Origin of the sequence: Nostoc sp. (genome assembly GCF_036919615.1) — a bacterium.
Taxonomy (GTDB): Bacteria; Cyanobacteriota; Cyanobacteriia; order Cyanobacteriales; family Nostocaceae; genus Nostoc.
Window position 1 is genome coordinate 94,375 of sequence record NZ_JBALCN010000041.1, and the last position, 18,335, is coordinate 112,709.

The following is an 18,335-nucleotide window of genomic DNA, read 5'->3' on the forward strand; positions in this document are numbered from 1 at the left end:
TTGTTGTTTTGAAATCCAGATTGGCAAATTTCATTTTTTTTAACTTACACTGACAGTTGAGTGATGGGGTCAATCGTTCCATTCACCGCGAGGAGGAACGGGGGTACGCACAGGCGTACGCGTCAATTCATCATCTCTGAGGATTTCACCCCGCAACCACTGGCGAATCGCCACCTCAATCACTTTACTTGGGTCATTGGTGAGATGCTGAATTTGCTCTAGTAACTCCGAGTCTAGGCGGACAGCAATTTCTACCTTATCGGCTCGTGTATTTTCCGCTTCGGTAGTTTTTTCTTGCATATTCATAGGTTTATATACTCTGAATTGGTTTTGTCTAAAGCTTTGTAAAGTAGTTATATTCATCATTTGGGCTAATTCACTGAAAATCTTCAAGGGCACAGTTACATAGTTCCCTGAAATAGCACCAAAGTAACAGGCTTTAAGTTTCAAATAGCATTCTTCATATAACTGACTAGACAATGGCTTTAGAAGTTTTGCCGATAAATCAGTGATTTTGGACGATTACTGGTGGTAATTACCCATGATCCCCACATGTACTTATTTACATTTATTGTACGCTCCTAGCTGTTGAATACTAGCAACGACAAATAGACTTTCATAATATTCTTAAAAGTCCACCTATTTTGATCAAAAGTTAAAGATGGGGTAAAGAGGGGTAGGGAGGCAGGGAGAGAATAAATAACTCCTAACTCCTAACTCTTAACTCCTAACTCCCCACTCAGCACTAAAAGCCAGGAGCGTCTTGGCTAAGAAAGCATTAAAATACATTAAGTAAATTGCTCTTTTAACTTTGGTTGCTGCTAAGGCAAAGATAGTATATGACTGACGTTCCCGCAGTTCGCATTCGCAATTTTTGTATTATTGCTCACATCGACCACGGGAAATCAACCCTCGCCGATCGCTTGTTGCAAGCTACTGGCACTGTTGAAGACCGACAGATGAAGGAACAGTTTCTCGACAATATGGATCTAGAACGGGAGCGCGGCATTACAATTAAGCTGCAAGCTGCCCGGATGAACTACACAGCTAAGGATGGTCAGCAGTATGTGCTGAACTTGATTGATACTCCGGGACATGTGGATTTCTCTTATGAAGTTTCCCGCTCTCTTGTTGCTTGTGAAGGGGCATTGTTAGTAGTAGATGCTTCCCAAGGTGTGGAGGCGCAAACTTTGGCAAATGTATATTTAGCCTTAGAGAATAACCTGGAAATTATCCCGGTTTTGAATAAAATTGATTTGCCAGGATCTGAACCAGAACGGGTAATTGGCGAAATTGAAGAAATTATCGGTCTAGATTGCAGTGGTGCAATTTTGGCCTCTGCTAAAGAAGGAATTGGTATTGATGAAATTTTAGAAGCAGTTGTCGAGCGGATACCGCCACCGCCGAATACGATAAATGAACGCTTACGAGCGTTAATTTTTGATAGCTATTACGACAGTTACCGGGGAGTAATTGTATATTTCCGGGTGATGGATGGCACCGTTAAAAAAGGCGATCGCATCCATTTAATGGCATCTGGTAAAGAATTTGAAATTGATGAACTAGGCGTCCTTTCTCCCACTCAAAAGCAAGTTGAAGAACTGCACGCTGGAGAAGTAGGCTATTTGGGAGCGGCAATTAGAGCTGTAGCTGATGCCCGGGTAGGAGACACAATTACCCTCAGTAAGGCGAAAGCAGAGGCACCCTTACCAGGTTATGCAGAAGCGAAGCCGATGGTTTATTGTGGGATGTTTCCCATTGATGCTGACCAATTTGAAGACTTGCGAGAAGCCTTGGAAAAGCTCGAACTCAACGATGCAGCGCTGCACTACGAACCAGAAACTTCTAGCGCGATGGGGTTTGGTTTCCGTTGCGGGTTCTTGGGTTTGCTGCACATGGAAATTGTCCAAGAACGCCTAGAGAGAGAGTATAACCTAGATTTAATCATTACAGCCCCCTCGGTGGTTTATAAGGTAATCACTCTAAAAGGTGAGGAACTGTACATCGATAATCCCAGCCGCTTACCTTCTCACAATGATCGCGAAAAAATTGAAGAACCCTACGTCCAAGTAGAGATGATTACCCCGGAAACCTATGTCGGCAGCTTGATGGAGTTGTCACAAAATCGCCGTGGCGTTTTCAAAGATATGAAATATCTTACCCAAGGACGAACCACCCTCACTTACGAACTCCCCTTGGCGGAAGTTGTGACTGACTTTTTTGACCAGATGAAGTCGCGATCGCGCGGTTACGCCAGTATGGAATATCATCTCATTGGCTACCGTGAAAATCCTCTGGTGAAGCTAGATATCATGATTAACGGCGATCCCGTGGATTCCTTGGCGATGATTGTGCATCGGGATAAAGCTTACAACGTTGGGCGGTCAATGGCAGAAAAACTCAAGGAACTGATTCCTCGCCATCAATTCAAAGTGCCAATTCAAGCGTCTATTGGCAGTAAAGTTATTGCCAGCGAACACATCCCTGCTTTGCGGAAAGATGTGCTAGCCAAGTGCTACGGTGGTGACATCAGCCGGAAGAAAAAACTATTACAGAAGCAAGCAAAAGGTAAAAAGCGGATGAAATCTGTAGGTACAGTGGACGTACCCCAGGAAGCCTTTATGGCAGTACTACGCTTGGATCAAAGCTGATTTAAAAGTGCTTAATCCTGAGAGACTATTAGCTGCTTGTGGCGACATCTCATCCTAAAAAAATATAAAAGACCTAACCCCCAGCCCCCTTCCCTACAAGGGAAGGGGGACATTGGTGTAAACTTAAGGCAAAAGCCTCTCTAAAACAAGCTTTTAGAGGTTGTCTCTTTTGTCTCGTCAAGAGTCTCTGACTGGGAATGCCTAAATGAGAGGCTCCGCCTCAAGACTTGCGGCAGAGCCGCTATGAGATACATTTTCAGCCTCTGGCTGGAAACGAGGTTTTAAAGGAGTTTTAGCTTAAGTTGACACCAATGGGCAGTGCCGTGCCCCTACACCTCGCAATATAATGTTGTACCGCATCTGAATGGGAATCAATACTGCTCGGTTAAAAATATTTGTAGGTTGGGTTGAACATTCGTGTCACCTAACAAACCCTGGAAAAGGTTGGGTTACCCTGCGGGATCTTGCTACGTTCCTCAACCCAACCGACACATTTTTATTTTTTAGGCAAAACCTACGCGGTATTGGAATGGGAATCACTATAGCAGAGTTTTAAGTTTCACGCAGAGGCACCCAAATGCAGAGAGTTTTGAAAGTTTGTTGTCCACGAGTATCAAGCACTTGTGAATGAGTATTAAAGGTGGATAAACGAGTATCAAGCACTTGTGAATGAGTATTAAAGGTGGATGAGCGAGTATCAAACACTCGTTAACGAGTATCAAAGGTGGATGAGCGAGTATCAAACACTTGTTAACGAATATTAAAGGTGGATGAACGGAGTTTTTAACTCCTCACTCCTAACTCCTGTACAGACGCGATTAATTGCGTCTCTACTCCTCACTCCTAACTCTGTCAATTTTGGATTTTGAATTTTGGATTTTGGATTGAAGAAAAAATCTAAAATATAAAATCCAAAATTGAATGACTCCTAACTTAAATTCCGTTGCCAAATTTTAATAGTCTTATCCAAACTCCCACTCACCAACATCTCGCCGGAAGCTGTGAAGGCTAATGCTGTAACTATATTCCCATGACCTGTAAACGTACCCAGCAATTCCCCGGTTGGTAGATGCCACAATTTGATGGTTTTATCAGCACTACCACTGGCGATAATTTGTCCATCTGGACTTAAAGCGATCGCATATACTCTATCTCTATGTCCTTTAAGAGTATGAAGTAATTCCCCAGTCTCCAAATGCCAAATTTTAATCGTTTGATCCCAGCTACCACTCACCAGCATACCATCTGCACTGATCGCCAAGGAGCGAACGATGTGAGAATGACCCATCAGGGTATGCAATGGTTGTGTGTCCTTTAAACTTTTGACTCCCATCAAAAGTGAGGTACGCCAGACTTTAATTTTGCGGTAGCTACCTGTAACTAGAGTTTCGCCGTCTCGGCTCAAAACCAGAGAATGAGCCGCGGTATCATCTAAAGAGAGGGCGATCGCTACCTGACGTTGCATCAAATCCCAAAACAGAATTTTCCGATCATCTCCGCCAGTCGCTAACATTCTGCCGTCTGGGGTGAAGGCAGCGCACCGCACTACCCCATTATGTTTGTGCAAAATATCTATCAAGTCTAAAGCGCCGACGTGCCAAAGCTTAATTGTAGAATCTGCACCACAACTCACTAAAGTCTGTCCATCTGAACTAAAAGCCAGGGAATTCACTTCATCCACCAGCCCAGATATCACCCAAGGATACTCTGATAATGTATCTATTAATTCACCCTTGCTTAAATCCCAGAGCTTCGTCTCTCCCCGACTACCACTTGCCAATATGGGTAAGGCTTTGCCATTCTTACACCCGGAACTGAAAGCCAGGCAATTAATGCCTCTGTTGTGCCCTTGCAAAGTCTGCCAGCATTCCCAATCACCGACTATACTCTTAAGGGAATGCTCTGATGGTAGAGTTTGTATTGTCTCTGCGATCGCCTTCTCATTAATTAATGGCGACGTGTCTTTTTTACCATCAAGTGATTCTAAATACCAAGTCAATCCCCCTGCATACAACAAGTTACTCGAAGTGATATACAGTTTTGGTTCAGTAAGCTCAAGTTGATTTGTAGGTAAAAAGCCTGTTATTATACTTTGCTTCTCGTAACCTAATTTACCTGTAGATGGATAAAACAAACACAGAAAAATTAATACTTGGTGATTTTTTAAATCTTCTTGAGTAACTGACCACCTAATTTTGTCTTTCTTAATACCATTAAAACTTTCTCCATCAGCAACATAAACTTGAACACTTAGCTGAGGATTATCTTTTAGTACATAAGGAAATTTACTTTCGCCACACAAATTCCCCTCATCATCTAAAATCATGTTTTGCAAGGTATCTTGTGGTATCTTTTTTACCAACTTCCCCAAGCGTTCAGTTATCACCCGGTCAACAATTTGCTCCCGCAAAAAATAATCTTGGGCTTGCTGTTGGAAGTATTTGGGAAAAGGTATTGTCCAGTCGGGAGGCTCAGGATATTCAGGCGGCGTCGGCGGTGGATTTTTGGCGAGAATTTCTGCTTGTTGGCGAGAAAGTTCTTCGAGTTTTGCCAAAGGCTCGCCCCATAAGGCCATAATTTCAGTGTGACAACCTTTGACTTGACTTTCCAGTAAAGATAAGTCATAAGTTTTAGGTTTTTTCACACGTTGAAGGAAGTCAGTTTGTTGAGCTTTGAGTAAGCTAATCCAATCCATCTGCATTCCTGCGGCAAACTATTGCATACCTACGGTAAGCTATACCAACGCAATTACTCAAGTTTATAACCTTAGTTAATTAAAAATTCAGTAATCTTAGCAGTCTAATAAAACACAGCCATTGACAGATGTTTGCGGCAAAGATATAGATAGATAGTACTTAGACATTTCATGAACTGATGCAGTTGAAGTATATAGAATTTAGATGATGTGAGTCAATTTTAACGGAGATGGAGAACGAGATACTGTTTCTCTAGAAACAGTTCTAGCTGCAAAAGAAAGTTTAATCTAAGAGGGATTTCAAAGGTTACAGTAACGTAAAGTCAACAAATACTTACACAAAAATAACCTAGTACAGCACGCCAGAAGTAAACCACCGATTCCAAATCAATCACACCTTTGCGGTATAGGAATTATAAATTACGTTAGCACAAGGTTAGTAAGTTTGCGTACTCCTGCAAAGAAGCAAGCTAGCAAGAGTGTCTGTCTCCGACACGCTACGCGAACGTAGAGAGCATCATTACGAATTATTTTAACCTTTGCGTTTTGGTTGTCTGGGTGGAGTACTTACATCAGAGAAGTTGCCAAAAGTATCCTTTGCTTCGATCTGTTTAATTTTCGTTTGCAAGTTCAAGTCATCACTGCTAACAATTGTTTCTAAATTCGCTAATCTTTGCTCTAACAGTTCTATTTGCTGTTGTTGCAAATAGTTAGTTTTTGATTTTTGCTTATCAGAACGCCAAACAGCAACTGTACCAACAGCTGCGCCACCAATAGCAACTAAAGGAAGAATAGCACCACTTCTCGTAACTGCTGACAGTGGGACGCAAACTCCGAGAATGGCGACTGTAATTACCCAAATTCTTGTGGTGGCAGATAATCTAACATCTTGATATTGTTCTAGATTAGGTTGAGATTTTTTAGCCATAGGTAAATCCCTTGAAAATTTATTTGCTAGATTGGCACAATTGTTTACTAAAATACTTCCTACAATTGGGTTAAGTATAATTCTTGTACTAATATTTTTAATTACCAGTAGGTAAATATAATTCAACATTAGGACTTACGCAAAAAATCTCTCAAATCATTCCTCCGTGTCGCGTCAGTTGCTAAAGAGCGGGAACGCTAAGAGCGTAGCTTGCTTCCCCGGAGGGGTACAAGTCTCTTAACCGCAAGGGCGCACTGGCTTCTCTGTGTCCTCTGTGGTAGCCTGCGGCAAGCCGCTTCTCTACGTTCCCGCAGCGTGTCGCAGACAGACCTACGCGAATGCGTCTACGTTCTTTCATAACCCGTGCGTAAGTCCTAAACATAAAATCCTAATCAGCGAAATGATTTTCCTAACTTTTATACAGACGCGATTAATCGCGTCTTTACTGCTGCCTTCTGCTTTCTACTTAGTTACTTCGTTATTTTAGATCATTAGATTTTGCTTGCAAGGAACAGTTGTAGACTGAGAGGAAGATTTTCTTAAAGTCATAGTCAGGAAGGTACAGATGACAGTTCGTGCTTTTTTTGAAGCTGCCAAAGTTGAGGGTATCCAGTCACCTTACGATACCATTCATTTGAAAATTCTCTATCCAGCACAGATACCGGAGAATCAGCTAGAAAAAAGTACCGGAATTGAGCCAGCTAATCCAGAAAACGCACCTTTTCCAGTAGTGATTTTATTCAACGGCTTTAACTGTGATGCTCAACAATACCAATGGCTGGCGGTTAAACTCGCTGAACGTGGATTGGTAGTAGTTCTGTTTAATTGGATTACCGAAAGTTTATCAGGCGTAATTAGCCTCACACCTGGGATTGATTTTGAAAAGATGAAACCCACAATTTATCGTTCTGCTCCCACAGCTTCGGCTTTGCCAGCACTCCTAGCTAAACTCGAACAGTTACAAAATCAGGGAGTTTTAGCAGGAATGCTGGATTTACAACGGATCATTCTCGGTGGACACTCTGCGGGTGGTATAGTATCTATCGAAAATGCTGACCCTCGGTTTTTCCCTGAAGTTGCTGCATCTTTTGCTTATGGCGCAAGTAATATAGGATTTCCAATCATGGGGTATGAACCAGGAACCATCTTACCTTTACCAGATTCCCTACCACTGCTACTGATGGGAGGAACCCGTGATGGATTCATGGTTAAGAGTAGCGAAGTAAGTCCTGGGGATGCTACCACCCCAGTCATCCGTACATTCCAAGAAGCAATTGCTGGGGGACGAAATGACAGCTATGTAGTAATCTTAGAGGGAGCAAATCACTTTTCGATAGTTGATCAGCCAGATTCCACTACAGGTAGATCGTCTCTCGACTTAGAAGCTACTCAACCCCAAGAAAACTTGCATTTGCTAATGAGTGAAATTATTGGTCTATTTATTGACACTTATGTTCGCCATCAACCAGAAGCATCTCAGTTGCTTGAGCAATTATTAAATACTGCCAATCCTCTGATAAAATCCTTTGAGCGTAAGTAGTTAGGCTGATTATGACAAGTGCATCTTATATTTTTCTGGCTGGAGCAAGTCGTGGTGTTGGTCGAGAAATTGCCCAATCCCTCACAGGACAACAGCTAAAGGTGAAAGCACTCCTGAGAACAGCAGCAGTTGCTGCTGAACTAGAAGGAATCGGTATTGAGGTAGTTCTGGGAGATGCCTTGAATGTTGGCGATGTCGAACGGGCAATGCTTACAGATGCACCTATTCACACCGTTATCAGTACAATTGGCGGTTTACCATCAGATGTAGAAAAGCCGGATTACCCTGGCAATAAAAATCTGATCGACGCAGCAGTTAAAGCTGGGGTACAAAAGTTTATTCTTGTGTCTTCCATAGGTACTGGCAATAGTGTTGTTGCTGCGTCACCCCAAGTTTTAGCTGTACTGGGAAAAGTTTTAGCTGAGAAAGACAAAGCTGAACAACACTTAATTGCCAGTGAACTCACTTACACAATCATCCGTCCTGGTGGACTAAAGTCAGAACCAGCAACGGGCAATGGCGTTTTAACCGAAGATCCGCAGATTATTGGTAGCATTAATCGTGCAGATGTCGCGCAGTTAGTTGTTCGCTGTTTAAATAGCCAACACGCCAATAATAAAATTTTGTCAGCTGTAGACCGAAACATGCTGTTTGGGCAAAGAGAATTTACAGAATTTAGTTTGGGTTAGTGCCCCTAGAGCTTCTTTTAAATGCCCAATGCCTTTTAGATCAACTTGTCAGGTGTAATAGGTAAATCACGGATGCGCTTACCTGTGGCATGGTAAACTGCATTGGCGATCGCAGCCGAGACACCTGTGATCCCAATTTCGCCTACACCTCGTACACCTGCTGGGTTGAAGTTGAGGTCAGGTTCGCCGACGAAGGCCACCTGAATGCGAGGAATATCTGCATGGGCTGGGAAGTGATAGGTAGCAAGGTCATAAACCACGGGATAGCCGATGTTTGGATCAACTTGGCACTCCTCCATTAAGGCTTGCCCAATACCCATGATCACCCCACCACGGACTTGACTGGCTACTGTCTTAGAGTTGATAACTCGCCCAATATCCATCACTGACACCCAGCGCGTCACCCGCAAACGTCCGATTTCTTCATCCACGCTGACTTCGCAAAAATGTGCGCCCCAAGATTGGAACGCCCATTTCTTGGTTTCATCGCCAGGAGCGGAGGATGCTGTGACCTCAATTGCTGCTTGGCCGGACTGACTCAGAGTTGCAAACGCCTCCTGTGCGGTCTTAGCATTAGCAGTTTTCAAAACTTGCTCACAAGCTGACATCACCGCCGGCAGGAGAGATGCTGTCATCATGGAACCACCCGCCATGCCTCCATCTGGTAGTAAGGAGTCGCCCAACTCTACGTGTATCTGTTCGACGGCTAGCCCCAATGCGTCTGCTGCTGTGGCCGCAACAACGGTATATGCACCAGTGCCCATGTCATTCCCAGCGGTGAGAACATGGGCAGTACCATCTGGTAGCAGCCGTACCTTGACTGATGCTTTCCCCCGCCTGCCAGGGTAGGTTGCTGCCGCCATCCCCCAACCAACGAGTTTACCATCGGATGTCAAAGAACGGGGCTGTTTTGGTCTGTCTTTCCAGCCAAATTGTTCCGCACCCAAGAGCAAACAGTCAGCAAAATGTTTGGCTGAGAATGGCTGACCTTCGCGTTGGTGTTCTTTAGTTTCATTTTTCAGGCGCAGTTCTACCGGGTCAATCTTTAGCATCCAGGCCAGCTCGTCCATCGCCGACTCCAACGCCCACATCCCAGGATTCTCTCCTGGGGCGCGCATGAATGTTGGTGTACCCATGTTCAGCACCGCTAGTTCCTGCTTCAGTTGCAAATTCGGCGCTGTGTACATAACTGGTGTGACCGCAGTACAGGGTTCTGTAAAGACATCCACTGGTGAGGTACAGGATTTAACCTCATGGGCGATCGCAGTTAAACTACCATCAGCAGTTGCTCCCAAACGCATAGTTTGCTCGGTTTCAGAGCGGTGTCCGGCGTTCGCTGTCATTTGCCGTCGGCTGAGGACGACTCTCAGAGGACGCTGAAGTTCACGGGCAGCCGCAGCACAAAGAATAGCGTGGGGCCAGGGAAAGGCTTTGGAGCCGAAAGCTCCACCCAAAAAAGGCGTGACGACATGAACCTGTTCAGTTGGGAGTCCAAAGAGTTCTGCATAGGTGCGCTGAGTTGCCGACACCCACTGAGACGGTTCGTATACAGTGAGTGAGTTTGCATCTTGCCAGTGAGCAATGATCGCATGGGGTTCCATCGGCGCGTGCATTTCGGTGGAAGTTTTGTAGGTGGCTGTAAGTTTGGTTGTTGCACTTGCCACCCCTGCTGCAAAATTTCCCTTTTCAAACTTTAGCTCTTGACCCATCTGCGGTGGTGCCTCCTTGAAGGTGGCTTTCGCAGCTTCCACGACTGGCTCTTGGCTTATGTATTCCACCTTGACCAAATGCGCTGCATCACGCGCCCGCTCGAAGGTGTCTGCCACTACCAAACCGATAATTTGTCCTGCATAGTGAATTTTGTCATCCGACAACGGCAGACGAGCCTCGTAGATTTTCGAGGTCATAAAGTCGTTGGTTGGCGTAAACACTTTAGGCGAGTTTTTATGCGTGAAAACATCTATCACACCTACTGCCTTTTCTGCTGCACTAATGTCAATACTTTTAATTTGCCCATTGGCAATGCCGGCGGTGACAAGATAACCGTGAACCAGACCTGGAATTTGATGTTCTGCGGCGTAGGTTGCCGTGCCCATAACCTTTGCCCGTCCATCCTTACGGTTGATGGCAGTCCCAATTACTTTGTTCATGCTATGCCTCCTCCTTTAGCTGATACCGTGAGGGCGCGACGAATTGCCCGCTTTGCCAAGTCAACTTTGAAACTGTTATAAGTTAATGGTTTAGCTTCTTGAAGTGCAATTTCTGCCGCCTGTTGAAACGTTGCAGTATTGGCACTCTTGCCGATCAAAAACTTTTCTGCTTCCTTTGAGCGCCAAGGTTTATGAGCTACGCCACCCATTGCCAAGCGTACATTCTGAATCTGCTCACCCGCCAACTCAACCGCAGCTGCCACAGAGACTAACGCAAAGGCATAGGAAGTGCGATCGCGTAACTTTAAGTAAACTCCTGATTTGGCAAACGGTACTGGGGGAACAATCACAGAGGTAATCAATTCACCTGGCTCTAAATTTGTATCTCGCTGGGGTGTGTTCCCTGGTAGTCGGTGAAAGTCTATCAATGGTATCTGCCGCTTACCGTTGGGGCCTTCCACAACAACAACAGCATCCAGAGCAGCAAGAGAGACACACATATCCGAGGGTTGAACTGCCACGCATTGGTCACTGGCCCCAAGGATGGCGTGCATCCGGTTGATGCCCGTTGCTGCCGGACAGCCGCTTCCCGGTTGCCGTTTGTTGCAAGGGAAGGCTGTATCGTAGTAGTAGGGACAGCGAGTGCGTTGCAGTAGGTTGCCCCCTACGGTTGCCATATTGCGGATTTGCTGAGACGCACCAGAAAGAATCGCCCGGGATAGTATTGGATAATCGCGGCAAACATCAGGGTGGTCTGCCACTGCTGTGTTAGTTACCAGCGCTCCAAGGCTCAGACCACCCTCACTTGTCCGTTCAATGCGCTTCATCTCTAATCGAGAAATATCGATAAGTTGCGATGGCTCATCTAGAAAAACCTTGAGACGGTCAACCAAATTCGTACCGCCTGCAATCAATATCGCATTTTGGTCATCCGTTGCCCGTTGAACCGCATCTTTCACAGAGGTAGCACGGGTGTAAGTGAAGTTGTTCATCTGAGCATCTCCTGGGGTTCATTGACCATCACATCTGCGGCAGGAGAGGGCGGTTTTTGTCCTATTACCTGCTGGACTGCTGCCACAATACCGTTGTAAGCGCTACATCGACAGAGATTACCACTCAGTCGCTCCTTGATTTCAGCTTCCGAAAGTTCAGCCAACTGTGGGGGACGAGCAAAATCTGGTGTGACAACGCTGGCACAACCGCGTTTGACTTCATCAAGTAAGGCAACAGAAGCACAAATCTGTCCTGGGGTACAATAGCCGCACTGGAAGCCATCGTTATCAATGAATGCTGCCTGCACTGGATGGAGAGTATCGCCCTTCGCCAGTCCTTCAATAGTGACGATCGCCTTGTCTTCCTGCATCACTGCCAGAGTCAGGCAGGAATAAACTCGCTCGCCATCGATCAGAACAGTACAGGCCCCACACTGCCCATGATCGCATCCCTTTTTACTGCCCACTAGCCCCAGGCGATCGCGCAGGGCATCTAAGAGTGTGACACGCGGCTCAAGGTTGAGGGTTTGCTGCTCACCGTTAACAGTCAGTTTTACATTCATCTCACCTGGGTTACTTTGGCTAGCGTCCTTTGCTACGCTTGCCTGATTAAGCAATGAGGGAGCGGTTATAGCTGTTCCGGGAGCAGTCAGTGTCTGTCCCAAAAAACCGCCTTGGGATGTTTTTTCTACCCTTTTTTCGTGTTCCATAATTCGTCCTTCTAGATAGAATAATGCGGTAATTCTGACAACTTAGGGATATGCATACCTATTTAGTATTGTGTACATAATTAAGGTCGAGTGCAGGTGAGGAGTCTGGGGAAATAAGGAAAAAATCAGACAAAGTACTCTTCTCCAAATAGCTGAATCATCCTCTCAGCCGTGGATTTAGCATGATATTGCTGTTTGAGGCTAAATTCTCAGTTTTGGTTTTTAGGCGATCGCACAAATGATTGGTGGTTTCTTTAGCAAGGCAGTCAAAAAACCATTCGGGTGTGGGCTGGTAACTTACATAGGACTTACGCAAAAACCTCTCAAACTCTTATTCCTCCGTGTCCTCTGCGGACTCTGTGGTTCGATTTTCCGTTACCTGTGCGTAAGTCCTGTTACACATTAACACCGACAACGAAGGCTCTAAGGGGGTTCTATCACGAGCACACCCCTAGCAATTCATTTATGGTTATTGGTTACGAGCACACCCCTAGCAATTCATTTATGGTTATTGGTTACGCCGACAGGGATAATCAATAACCTAACCCATAGCCAAGCCAAACAGTATGGCGGCAAAAAAAGGAGAAAAAAGGAAAACAGAGGAACAAGGCAAGAGGTATAACCTCTTAGTTTTGCAGCAGATGTACGGCTATAGTTGCTGCTAAATCATCCCGCAAATATGCAACCCCGTAAATCTTAAATTTAAGCACGCCAGCGGAGTATTTGACCCTTGACAGGATTCACAAATTCTCGTCTTTCAGCGACAGAACGAGCATACTCCCGCTTCAACTGGTAATACCACTGCGCCTGCATATCTGAATCCTTAATCAGCCGCAGCACGGGATTATATTTCAGACCAATCTGCTGCTTTTCCACAACCGTTCGGTCTTGGCCAAGGAAAGTCCGCACTAGTACATGTATCAGTGGCTTGAAAAATCCCACCCAAGGAAGTGTCCAGTAAAGAGCAAAAGTTACTTCAGTTTCTGTGTCTGAAATTGGTGTAACTGCCGTTAAATTAACGACTCGATGGTTGTTAATGGTGGTTTCTTCTATTCTGACTCCAGGTAAACGAAAAGAAATCTCCGTTTCTGGGACACCACCGCCAATCAGCCAGTATAATCGACCGCCATTTGCTGGTAATCGGTGTCGGCGCATCGTAAAGCCGTAGGGCGAAGCATCAAACTGCTTTACTTCCTCATGCAATTGCTCATTTCGCCACCACCAAGCGCGATGAACGTAAGGTGAATGAGCAGGGTCCATCAGACCTACTACTGCATGATCCACAAAACAGGGGAATTTCACAACCTCTACGAACTGGTGCGTTGGCATTCGCGCAGCGTCTGTCTGCGACACGCTGCGCGAACGTAGAGAAGCCCCCCGTAGCGATCGCTCATCAAACCCTGGAATTACCGGAATCTCCATCTCAGAAGCAGGCTGAGGGTTATTGGGATCAGTCATATATATCCAGATATTCCCTTGGGCTTCCCGGACTGCATAGGACTGAACGTCGAAGCGACTCAAATCCATCTGCTGTTCTTCTACAAGAGACGGGATCGCAATACAGCGCCCACCGGAGTTAAACCGCCAACCGTGGTAGCAGCATTCCACTTCCTGCCCATCGAATCTACCACAACTCAAGGGCACAGCACGATGAGGACAAATATCCTGCATAGCAGAGACTTTGCCATCGCGATCGCGGACTAGCAGCACCGGTTCTCCCAAGAAAATGCGGCTGATCATCATACCTGGCTTGATCTGATTACTAGGCAGAGCATAATACCAAGTATTACGTAATACAAAGTTATCGTTATTTTTCATAACTAATTGCGTCTACCTTTGACATAACGAAAGTCCTGGTTTGTGGAAAGGAAGGTTATACTTGAAAACATTCTTTCAGGTTTGTAATAATTGTAAGTAAATTCAACTGATGCACTTTTTAGTTATGCTTGTAATTCTCTCAGATTTGGGTTGTTATGGGAAGATTGCAGGTGTAAAGTTGGATTATTCGCCAGAAATTTGCACAAATACCGTTCTTTTGCGTGGCCCATCCAACTCAAAAAACAACACAGATTGCCAGGTTCCCAAAGCTAATTTACCATCCACAATCGGGATTATCTCACTAGTGGTCAGCATCATTGCCATTAAATGAGAGTGAGCATTAATCGGCTCATCTTCTGGGACATCTCTTAAATGCAAGTCATTATGCAAATAACTGTCTGATTCTGGTGCTAATTTTTGCAATAATACTTTTATATCTTCTAACAATCTGACTTCATTTTCGTTGATAGCTAAAGCTGTTGTTGTGTGTTGAGAAAATACTAAAACTTGTCCATTTTTAATTGATGTTGAAGCCAGAAAATCTTGGATTTGTGGCGTGATATTATAAATATTAGTTTTTGGTTCGGTTTCAATTTCAATTAACTTATTAATAATTGACATCTGTTCAATTTTATATTTGGGATTACGAACGAGGTACACTAACACAGCCTAAGGCCCTCATAAATTTAATCTAAAATCTAAAATCTAAAATCCAAAATTGAATGACTCCTAACTCCTAACTATAGTTTCCAAACCTTGCACTAATCTTTTTATACCTTCTTTTGCCGTCTCTTTTTGCAACGCACCATAAGCAACGCGTAGGTAGCATCCGTCATCAATACCAAAGGTTGTACCTGGAATAACGGCTACTTTATGTTCCTGGATTAGTCTTTTAACTAACTCAAAGGCATCCATCTGGATATTAACTTTCAGGAAAAAATAGAAAGCGCCATTAGCAGGTGTAATGTTACATAAAGCTTGTGGACGGTTGAGCAAGTCGAGTACTACTTGCCGCACTTGAGCGATTGCACCTATATTACTCTTCAAATACTCCTCTTTTGCTTGCAATGCCCCTAAAGCTGCATATTGAGAAATGACTGGCGGACAAATCAAAATTGTATCCTGGACTTTTTTGACGGCGAAAAATAAGTGTTTGGGAATCACCATATAGCCAATACGCCAACTGGCAAAACCGTATGCCTTGGAAAGGCTAAAGAGAGAAATGGTGTACTTGCTACTACTAACAAATGCACCAGGAGAAACATGTTTCACTCCGTTATAGGTAAAGTATTCATAGGCTTCATCGCTAATGTGGTAAATGCCGCGATCGCTACAAATTTGATTTACTTGGTGCAATGCTACTTCAGAATAAACAACTCCAGTCGGATTATTTGGTGAAATTGTAACCACAGCCCGTGTTTTGGGTGTAATTGCTTGAGCGATCGCTTGTGGACGCAGTTGGTAATTTTCATCCGTCGCCACTAACACCGGACGACAACCAGCCATTGCGATCGCCATTTCGTGGTTGAAATAGTAGGGCGTATTCAGAATAATTTCATCGCCTGGGTTAGTGATCGCAAGAATGGCATTCATAAATCCCATATTGCTCCCCGCTGTCACGACGATGCAGTTTTTCCCATTGATTTCAATGCCGTTGAAGGCTTGCAATTTTCCTGCAAGTGCCGTCAGCAAGGGAGGAATTCCCTCAACTGATTTGTATAAATTATTAGCGGATTCGGCTAAGAATTTGGCTAAAAATTCTATAGCTTCCGGTGGTGGGTTGTAATAAACAACACCCTGTCCTAGAGAGATTGTTCCAGGAGAGTTTTTAATCAGTTCCCCAACCACAGGAATAATTGGCGACTGTACCCCCTGCATACGAGAGGTTAGGGATTCCATATTTCCTTGCCTATCTATCTAGTTTTAGTATCTCTTAATAGAGGAGCAAGCGACTAGTACAGCACGGTGTAAATAAACCACGCCTTGCAAATCAATGAATACAAGAATTTTGAATTCCGCCTTGCGCTACTTAGTACAGCATTTTATTAATCCGTAGCGAATTAAATTTGGCAAGACTCTGCGTACTTTGTGTCCCCACTGTTCGCGTAGCATCTCCCCTTCTCCCAAAGCTACAGTGGTGTACATAAGTTATCCAATTACCCAAAAGTCCTCCAAAATCTCACCCAGTCCCAACGGACATCCCTCTTTGTGAGTTCAGCTACGCTGGTGTACACAAGTCCCAAAATCCTTGCCTGGTAAGATACAAGCTCTATATTGGCAAGGTTTTGAGTTGAGGAAGCGGATTATCAATAGTGTCAGATTATTGATAAATGGATCAGGTCAAATCAAGGATTTTAAAAATAATTTTCCGTTCTTTTCCGTCCATTTGATTGCCAACTCGACTTGTGTGTACACCATAGACAGAGGTACAGCCGGCTGTGCCAACGCCTGAAGCCGGCGTACCCTGCGGCATCTTGCTACAGACTTCTCTCCATGTTTTTTTGTTCATTTCCCTCTTAGCAAAGAAGGAAAGGGAGAGTTACAAATGGGGTGAGATAGTTTGGTTTAGCAAAATGATTAACCGGATTTGCGATTACCCAAAAATTTAGTCAATCGAAATCTGTTGAGGCCCAGTGGTTTTGCCATTATGTGCATCTATTGTGATGCTGGTGTAACTATTTGAGCGAATCTGTTGATCCAGCCAGCTTTTAACAGGATCGTCTACAAGATTGAGCCGAAGCACACCAGAAAACAACCCACCGACAAATGAGACTGGATGCTGGATAAATTCTCTGAATATAGGTGACAATTCATCAATGAACATTAAAAGACTCCTGGCGGTGCCGTAAAAAATTATTACTTCTTAATTGATCGTAACCTGTAGAGCAATATCTGGTTAGCAGTAACAAAAAATACAATTAACTAAGTGTAAAGTTCAAAGAAATAGCTAAATATTGGAAAACTTGTGCTTCTATGGATAAAACGTTTTTGTTGTAAAGCAATATTTTCAGCGTTAGAGTGAATCTATAAACTGCTGTGCTTTTTCCAGGAGTGGCTGATGTTCGATTTTCTCTGCTAACTCTTGAGCATTTTGGTAGCACGATCGCGCCAATTTTTTGCGTTTTGTTGTGGCGTAAAGGCTTCCCATATTCAGCAAAGTTGAGATTTCTCCGAGACAATCGTTTAGTTGTTGATAAATCTTAATAGCTTGCTTATAGAACTTCATTGCCTGCCGATGCTCTGCCAGGGTGCTGTAAGTAAAACCAATGTTGTGAAGCGTTGTTGCTTCACCAGAGCGATCGCTAATAGCTCGACGTGTCAAAAGAACTTGAGAGTAGAGCAATAGCGCTTGTTTTGGTTTTCCTAAATCACTATAGACAGAAGCAATATTATTCAAAGTGGTTGCTTCATCAACCAAATTCTTGACAGCTCGTTGAATTGGAAGTGCTGCTTGAAAAAATTCTAGAGCGTGCTCAAACTTGCCTAAGACATTGTAAGCAAATCCAATGCCATTTAGTGTTGTTGCCTCACCAGAAAAGTCACCTAACAATCGTCGCATCCTCAAAATTTGGTGTTGTAGCAACAGTGCCCTTTTCGGTTCTCCTAAGCGGGTATAAATTAACGCTACATCATTAAGAATAGAAACTTCACTTTCAGGATCTTGCAATCGCCTAAAGATTGGTAGTGCTTTGTCAAAATATTCCAACGCTTGCGAAAAGCGTCCAAGACGGCTGTAGGTAGAACCCAGATTGCTAAGTGCAGTTGCTTGTGCTGGCGCGTTGCCAATTTCAACAGCAACCGAAAGTGCCTGATGAAACCGCTCTAATGCTTTTTGAGGTTGCCAGCAACTGAGGTGAGCTAAACCGAGGTCATTCAATGTATAACCTTCCCTAGCTCGATCTGGAATTGCTCTAGCCAAGTGTAAATTTTTGGTTACAAGATCGAGAGATTCTTGAAATTTCCCCCGCTGGTAGTAGCGGTTTGCTTCATCACGACGTTGTTCCCACTCTTTGACTTGATTTAAAGGTTGCGTCATCTGATCTCAGTTGCATTCTGCAATAAATAGGCAGGACATCTTTTGGGAATGTACCCTTCTTAGGTTAGGTTTCCCAAAATTGAGTTAATCTTTATCTTCTACCTTTAGATATAAGATGTGTCCCAA

At 44.2% G+C, this 18,335-nt stretch carries 14 protein-coding genes; 3 read left to right on the forward strand and 11 right to left on the reverse strand.

What is annotated here, in order from left to right; translation table 11 throughout:
* Positions 1-69: 69 nt before the first annotated feature.
* Positions 70-306: a hypothetical protein gene (locus V7K48_RS13085; RefSeq protein ID WP_012408258.1), complete on the reverse strand. Its 237-nt coding sequence runs from the start codon at positions 304-306 to the stop codon at positions 70-72.
* A 533-nt stretch (positions 307-839) separates the two neighbouring features.
* Here V7K48_RS13085 and lepA point away from each other — a divergent pair.
* The gene (gene lepA, locus V7K48_RS13090; protein ID WP_335073026.1) at positions 840-2,651 is read left to right on the forward strand and encodes a translation elongation factor 4; all 1,812 of its coding nucleotides are present in this window, start codon (positions 840-842) and stop codon (positions 2,649-2,651) included.
* 928 nt (positions 2,652-3,579) lie between these two features.
* Here lepA and V7K48_RS13095 read toward each other — a convergent pair.
* Both V7K48_RS13095 and V7K48_RS13100 read right to left on the reverse strand, forming a co-directional pair.
* Positions 3,580-5,352, reverse strand: a complete 1,773-nt coding sequence (locus V7K48_RS13095; protein ID WP_335073028.1) for a WD40 repeat domain-containing protein — start codon at positions 5,350-5,352, stop codon at positions 3,580-3,582.
* Between the two features lie 526 nt (positions 5,353-5,878).
* A complete protein-coding gene (locus V7K48_RS13100; RefSeq protein ID WP_335073030.1) occupies positions 5,879-6,274 on the reverse strand; it encodes a hypothetical protein in 396 nt (131 codons plus the stop codon).
* Positions 6,275-6,839: 565 nt separating this feature from the next.
* Here V7K48_RS13100 and V7K48_RS13105 point away from each other — a divergent pair.
* Both V7K48_RS13105 and V7K48_RS13110 read left to right on the forward strand, forming a co-directional pair.
* Positions 6,840-7,814 (forward strand): alpha/beta hydrolase family protein, encoded by a 975-nt coding sequence (locus V7K48_RS13105; RefSeq protein WP_335073031.1) that lies wholly within the window; start codon positions 6,840-6,842, stop codon positions 7,812-7,814.
* An 11-nt stretch (positions 7,815-7,825) separates the two neighbouring features.
* The gene (locus V7K48_RS13110; protein WP_335073033.1) at positions 7,826-8,503 is read left to right on the forward strand and encodes an SDR family oxidoreductase; all 678 of its coding nucleotides are present in this window, start codon (positions 7,826-7,828) and stop codon (positions 8,501-8,503) included.
* A gap of 35 nt (positions 8,504-8,538) precedes the next feature.
* Here V7K48_RS13110 and V7K48_RS13115 read toward each other — a convergent pair whose 3' ends face one another.
* The 8 genes from V7K48_RS13115 to V7K48_RS13150 form a co-directional block, all read right to left on the reverse strand.
* Positions 8,539-10,653, reverse strand: coding sequence for a xanthine dehydrogenase family protein molybdopterin-binding subunit (locus tag V7K48_RS13115; protein ID WP_335073035.1), 2,115 nt, complete (start codon positions 10,651-10,653; stop codon positions 8,539-8,541).
* Positions 10,650-11,645, reverse strand: coding sequence for an FAD binding domain-containing protein (locus V7K48_RS13120; protein WP_335073037.1), 996 nt, complete (start codon positions 11,643-11,645; stop codon positions 10,650-10,652). The genes V7K48_RS13115 and V7K48_RS13120 overlap by 4 nt, the downstream gene beginning before the upstream one ends.
* Positions 11,642-12,355 carry a 2Fe-2S iron-sulfur cluster-binding protein gene (locus tag V7K48_RS13125; protein WP_335073039.1) on the reverse strand — a complete coding sequence of 238 codons (714 nt, stop codon included), beginning with the start codon at positions 12,353-12,355 and terminating at the stop codon, positions 11,642-11,644. Before V7K48_RS13125 ends, V7K48_RS13120 begins: the two co-directional genes overlap by 4 nt.
* Before the next feature lie 702 nt (positions 12,356-13,057).
* The gene (locus tag V7K48_RS13130; RefSeq protein WP_335073041.1) at positions 13,058-14,173 is read right to left on the reverse strand and encodes an aromatic ring-hydroxylating dioxygenase subunit alpha; all 1,116 of its coding nucleotides are present in this window, start codon (positions 14,171-14,173) and stop codon (positions 13,058-13,060) included.
* A 183-nt stretch (positions 14,174-14,356) separates the two neighbouring features.
* Positions 14,357-14,794 carry a secondary thiamine-phosphate synthase enzyme YjbQ gene (locus tag V7K48_RS13135; protein WP_335073043.1) on the reverse strand — a complete coding sequence of 146 codons (438 nt, stop codon included), beginning with the start codon at positions 14,792-14,794 and terminating at the stop codon, positions 14,357-14,359.
* 108 nt (positions 14,795-14,902) lie between these two features.
* Positions 14,903-16,072: a pyridoxal phosphate-dependent aminotransferase gene (locus tag V7K48_RS13140; RefSeq protein ID WP_335073045.1), complete on the reverse strand. Its 1,170-nt coding sequence runs from the start codon at positions 16,070-16,072 to the stop codon at positions 14,903-14,905.
* A gap of 706 nt (positions 16,073-16,778) precedes the next feature.
* On the reverse strand, positions 16,779-16,997 hold the full coding sequence (locus V7K48_RS13145) for a hypothetical protein (RefSeq protein WP_335073047.1): 219 nt from the start codon (positions 16,995-16,997) through the stop codon (positions 16,779-16,781).
* Between the two features lie 189 nt (positions 16,998-17,186).
* Positions 17,187-18,209 carry a tetratricopeptide repeat protein gene (locus V7K48_RS13150; RefSeq protein WP_335073049.1) on the reverse strand — a complete coding sequence of 341 codons (1,023 nt, stop codon included), beginning with the start codon at positions 18,207-18,209 and terminating at the stop codon, positions 17,187-17,189.
* Between the last annotated feature and the right edge of the window lie 126 nt (positions 18,210-18,335).

What these genes read in the sequence shown, in the direction of transcription:
- V7K48_RS13085 (WP_012408258.1), bottom strand. Translation starts at nt 306, where the DNA reads ATGAATATGCAAGAAAAAACTACCGAAGCGGAAAATACACGAGCCGAT.
- lepA (WP_335073026.1), top strand. Translation starts at nt 840, where the DNA reads ATGACTGACGTTCCCGCAGTTCGCATTCGCAATTTTTGTATTATTGCT.
- V7K48_RS13095 (WP_335073028.1), bottom strand. Translation starts at nt 5,352, where the DNA reads ATGCAGATGGATTGGATTAGCTTACTCAAAGCTCAACAAACTGACTTC.
- V7K48_RS13100 (WP_335073030.1), bottom strand. Translation starts at nt 6,274, where the DNA reads ATGGCTAAAAAATCTCAACCTAATCTAGAACAATATCAAGATGTTAGA.
- V7K48_RS13105 (WP_335073031.1), top strand. Translation starts at nt 6,840, where the DNA reads ATGACAGTTCGTGCTTTTTTTGAAGCTGCCAAAGTTGAGGGTATCCAG.
- V7K48_RS13110 (WP_335073033.1), top strand. Translation starts at nt 7,826, where the DNA reads ATGACAAGTGCATCTTATATTTTTCTGGCTGGAGCAAGTCGTGGTGTT.
- V7K48_RS13115 (WP_335073035.1), bottom strand. Translation starts at nt 10,653, where the DNA reads ATGAACAAAGTAATTGGGACTGCCATCAACCGTAAGGATGGACGGGCA.
- V7K48_RS13120 (WP_335073037.1), bottom strand. Translation starts at nt 11,645, where the DNA reads ATGAACAACTTCACTTACACCCGTGCTACCTCTGTGAAAGATGCGGTT.
- V7K48_RS13125 (WP_335073039.1), bottom strand. Translation starts at nt 12,355, where the DNA reads ATGGAACACGAAAAAAGGGTAGAAAAAACATCCCAAGGCGGTTTTTTG.
- V7K48_RS13130 (WP_335073041.1), bottom strand. Translation starts at nt 14,173, where the DNA reads ATGAAAAATAACGATAACTTTGTATTACGTAATACTTGGTATTATGCT.
- V7K48_RS13135 (WP_335073043.1), bottom strand. Translation starts at nt 14,794, where the DNA reads ATGTCAATTATTAATAAGTTAATTGAAATTGAAACCGAACCAAAAACT.
- V7K48_RS13140 (WP_335073045.1), bottom strand. Translation starts at nt 16,072, where the DNA reads ATGGAATCCCTAACCTCTCGTATGCAGGGGGTACAGTCGCCAATTATT.
- V7K48_RS13145 (WP_335073047.1), bottom strand. Translation starts at nt 16,997, where the DNA reads ATGTTCATTGATGAATTGTCACCTATATTCAGAGAATTTATCCAGCAT.
- V7K48_RS13150 (WP_335073049.1), bottom strand. Translation starts at nt 18,209, where the DNA reads ATGACGCAACCTTTAAATCAAGTCAAAGAGTGGGAACAACGTCGTGAT.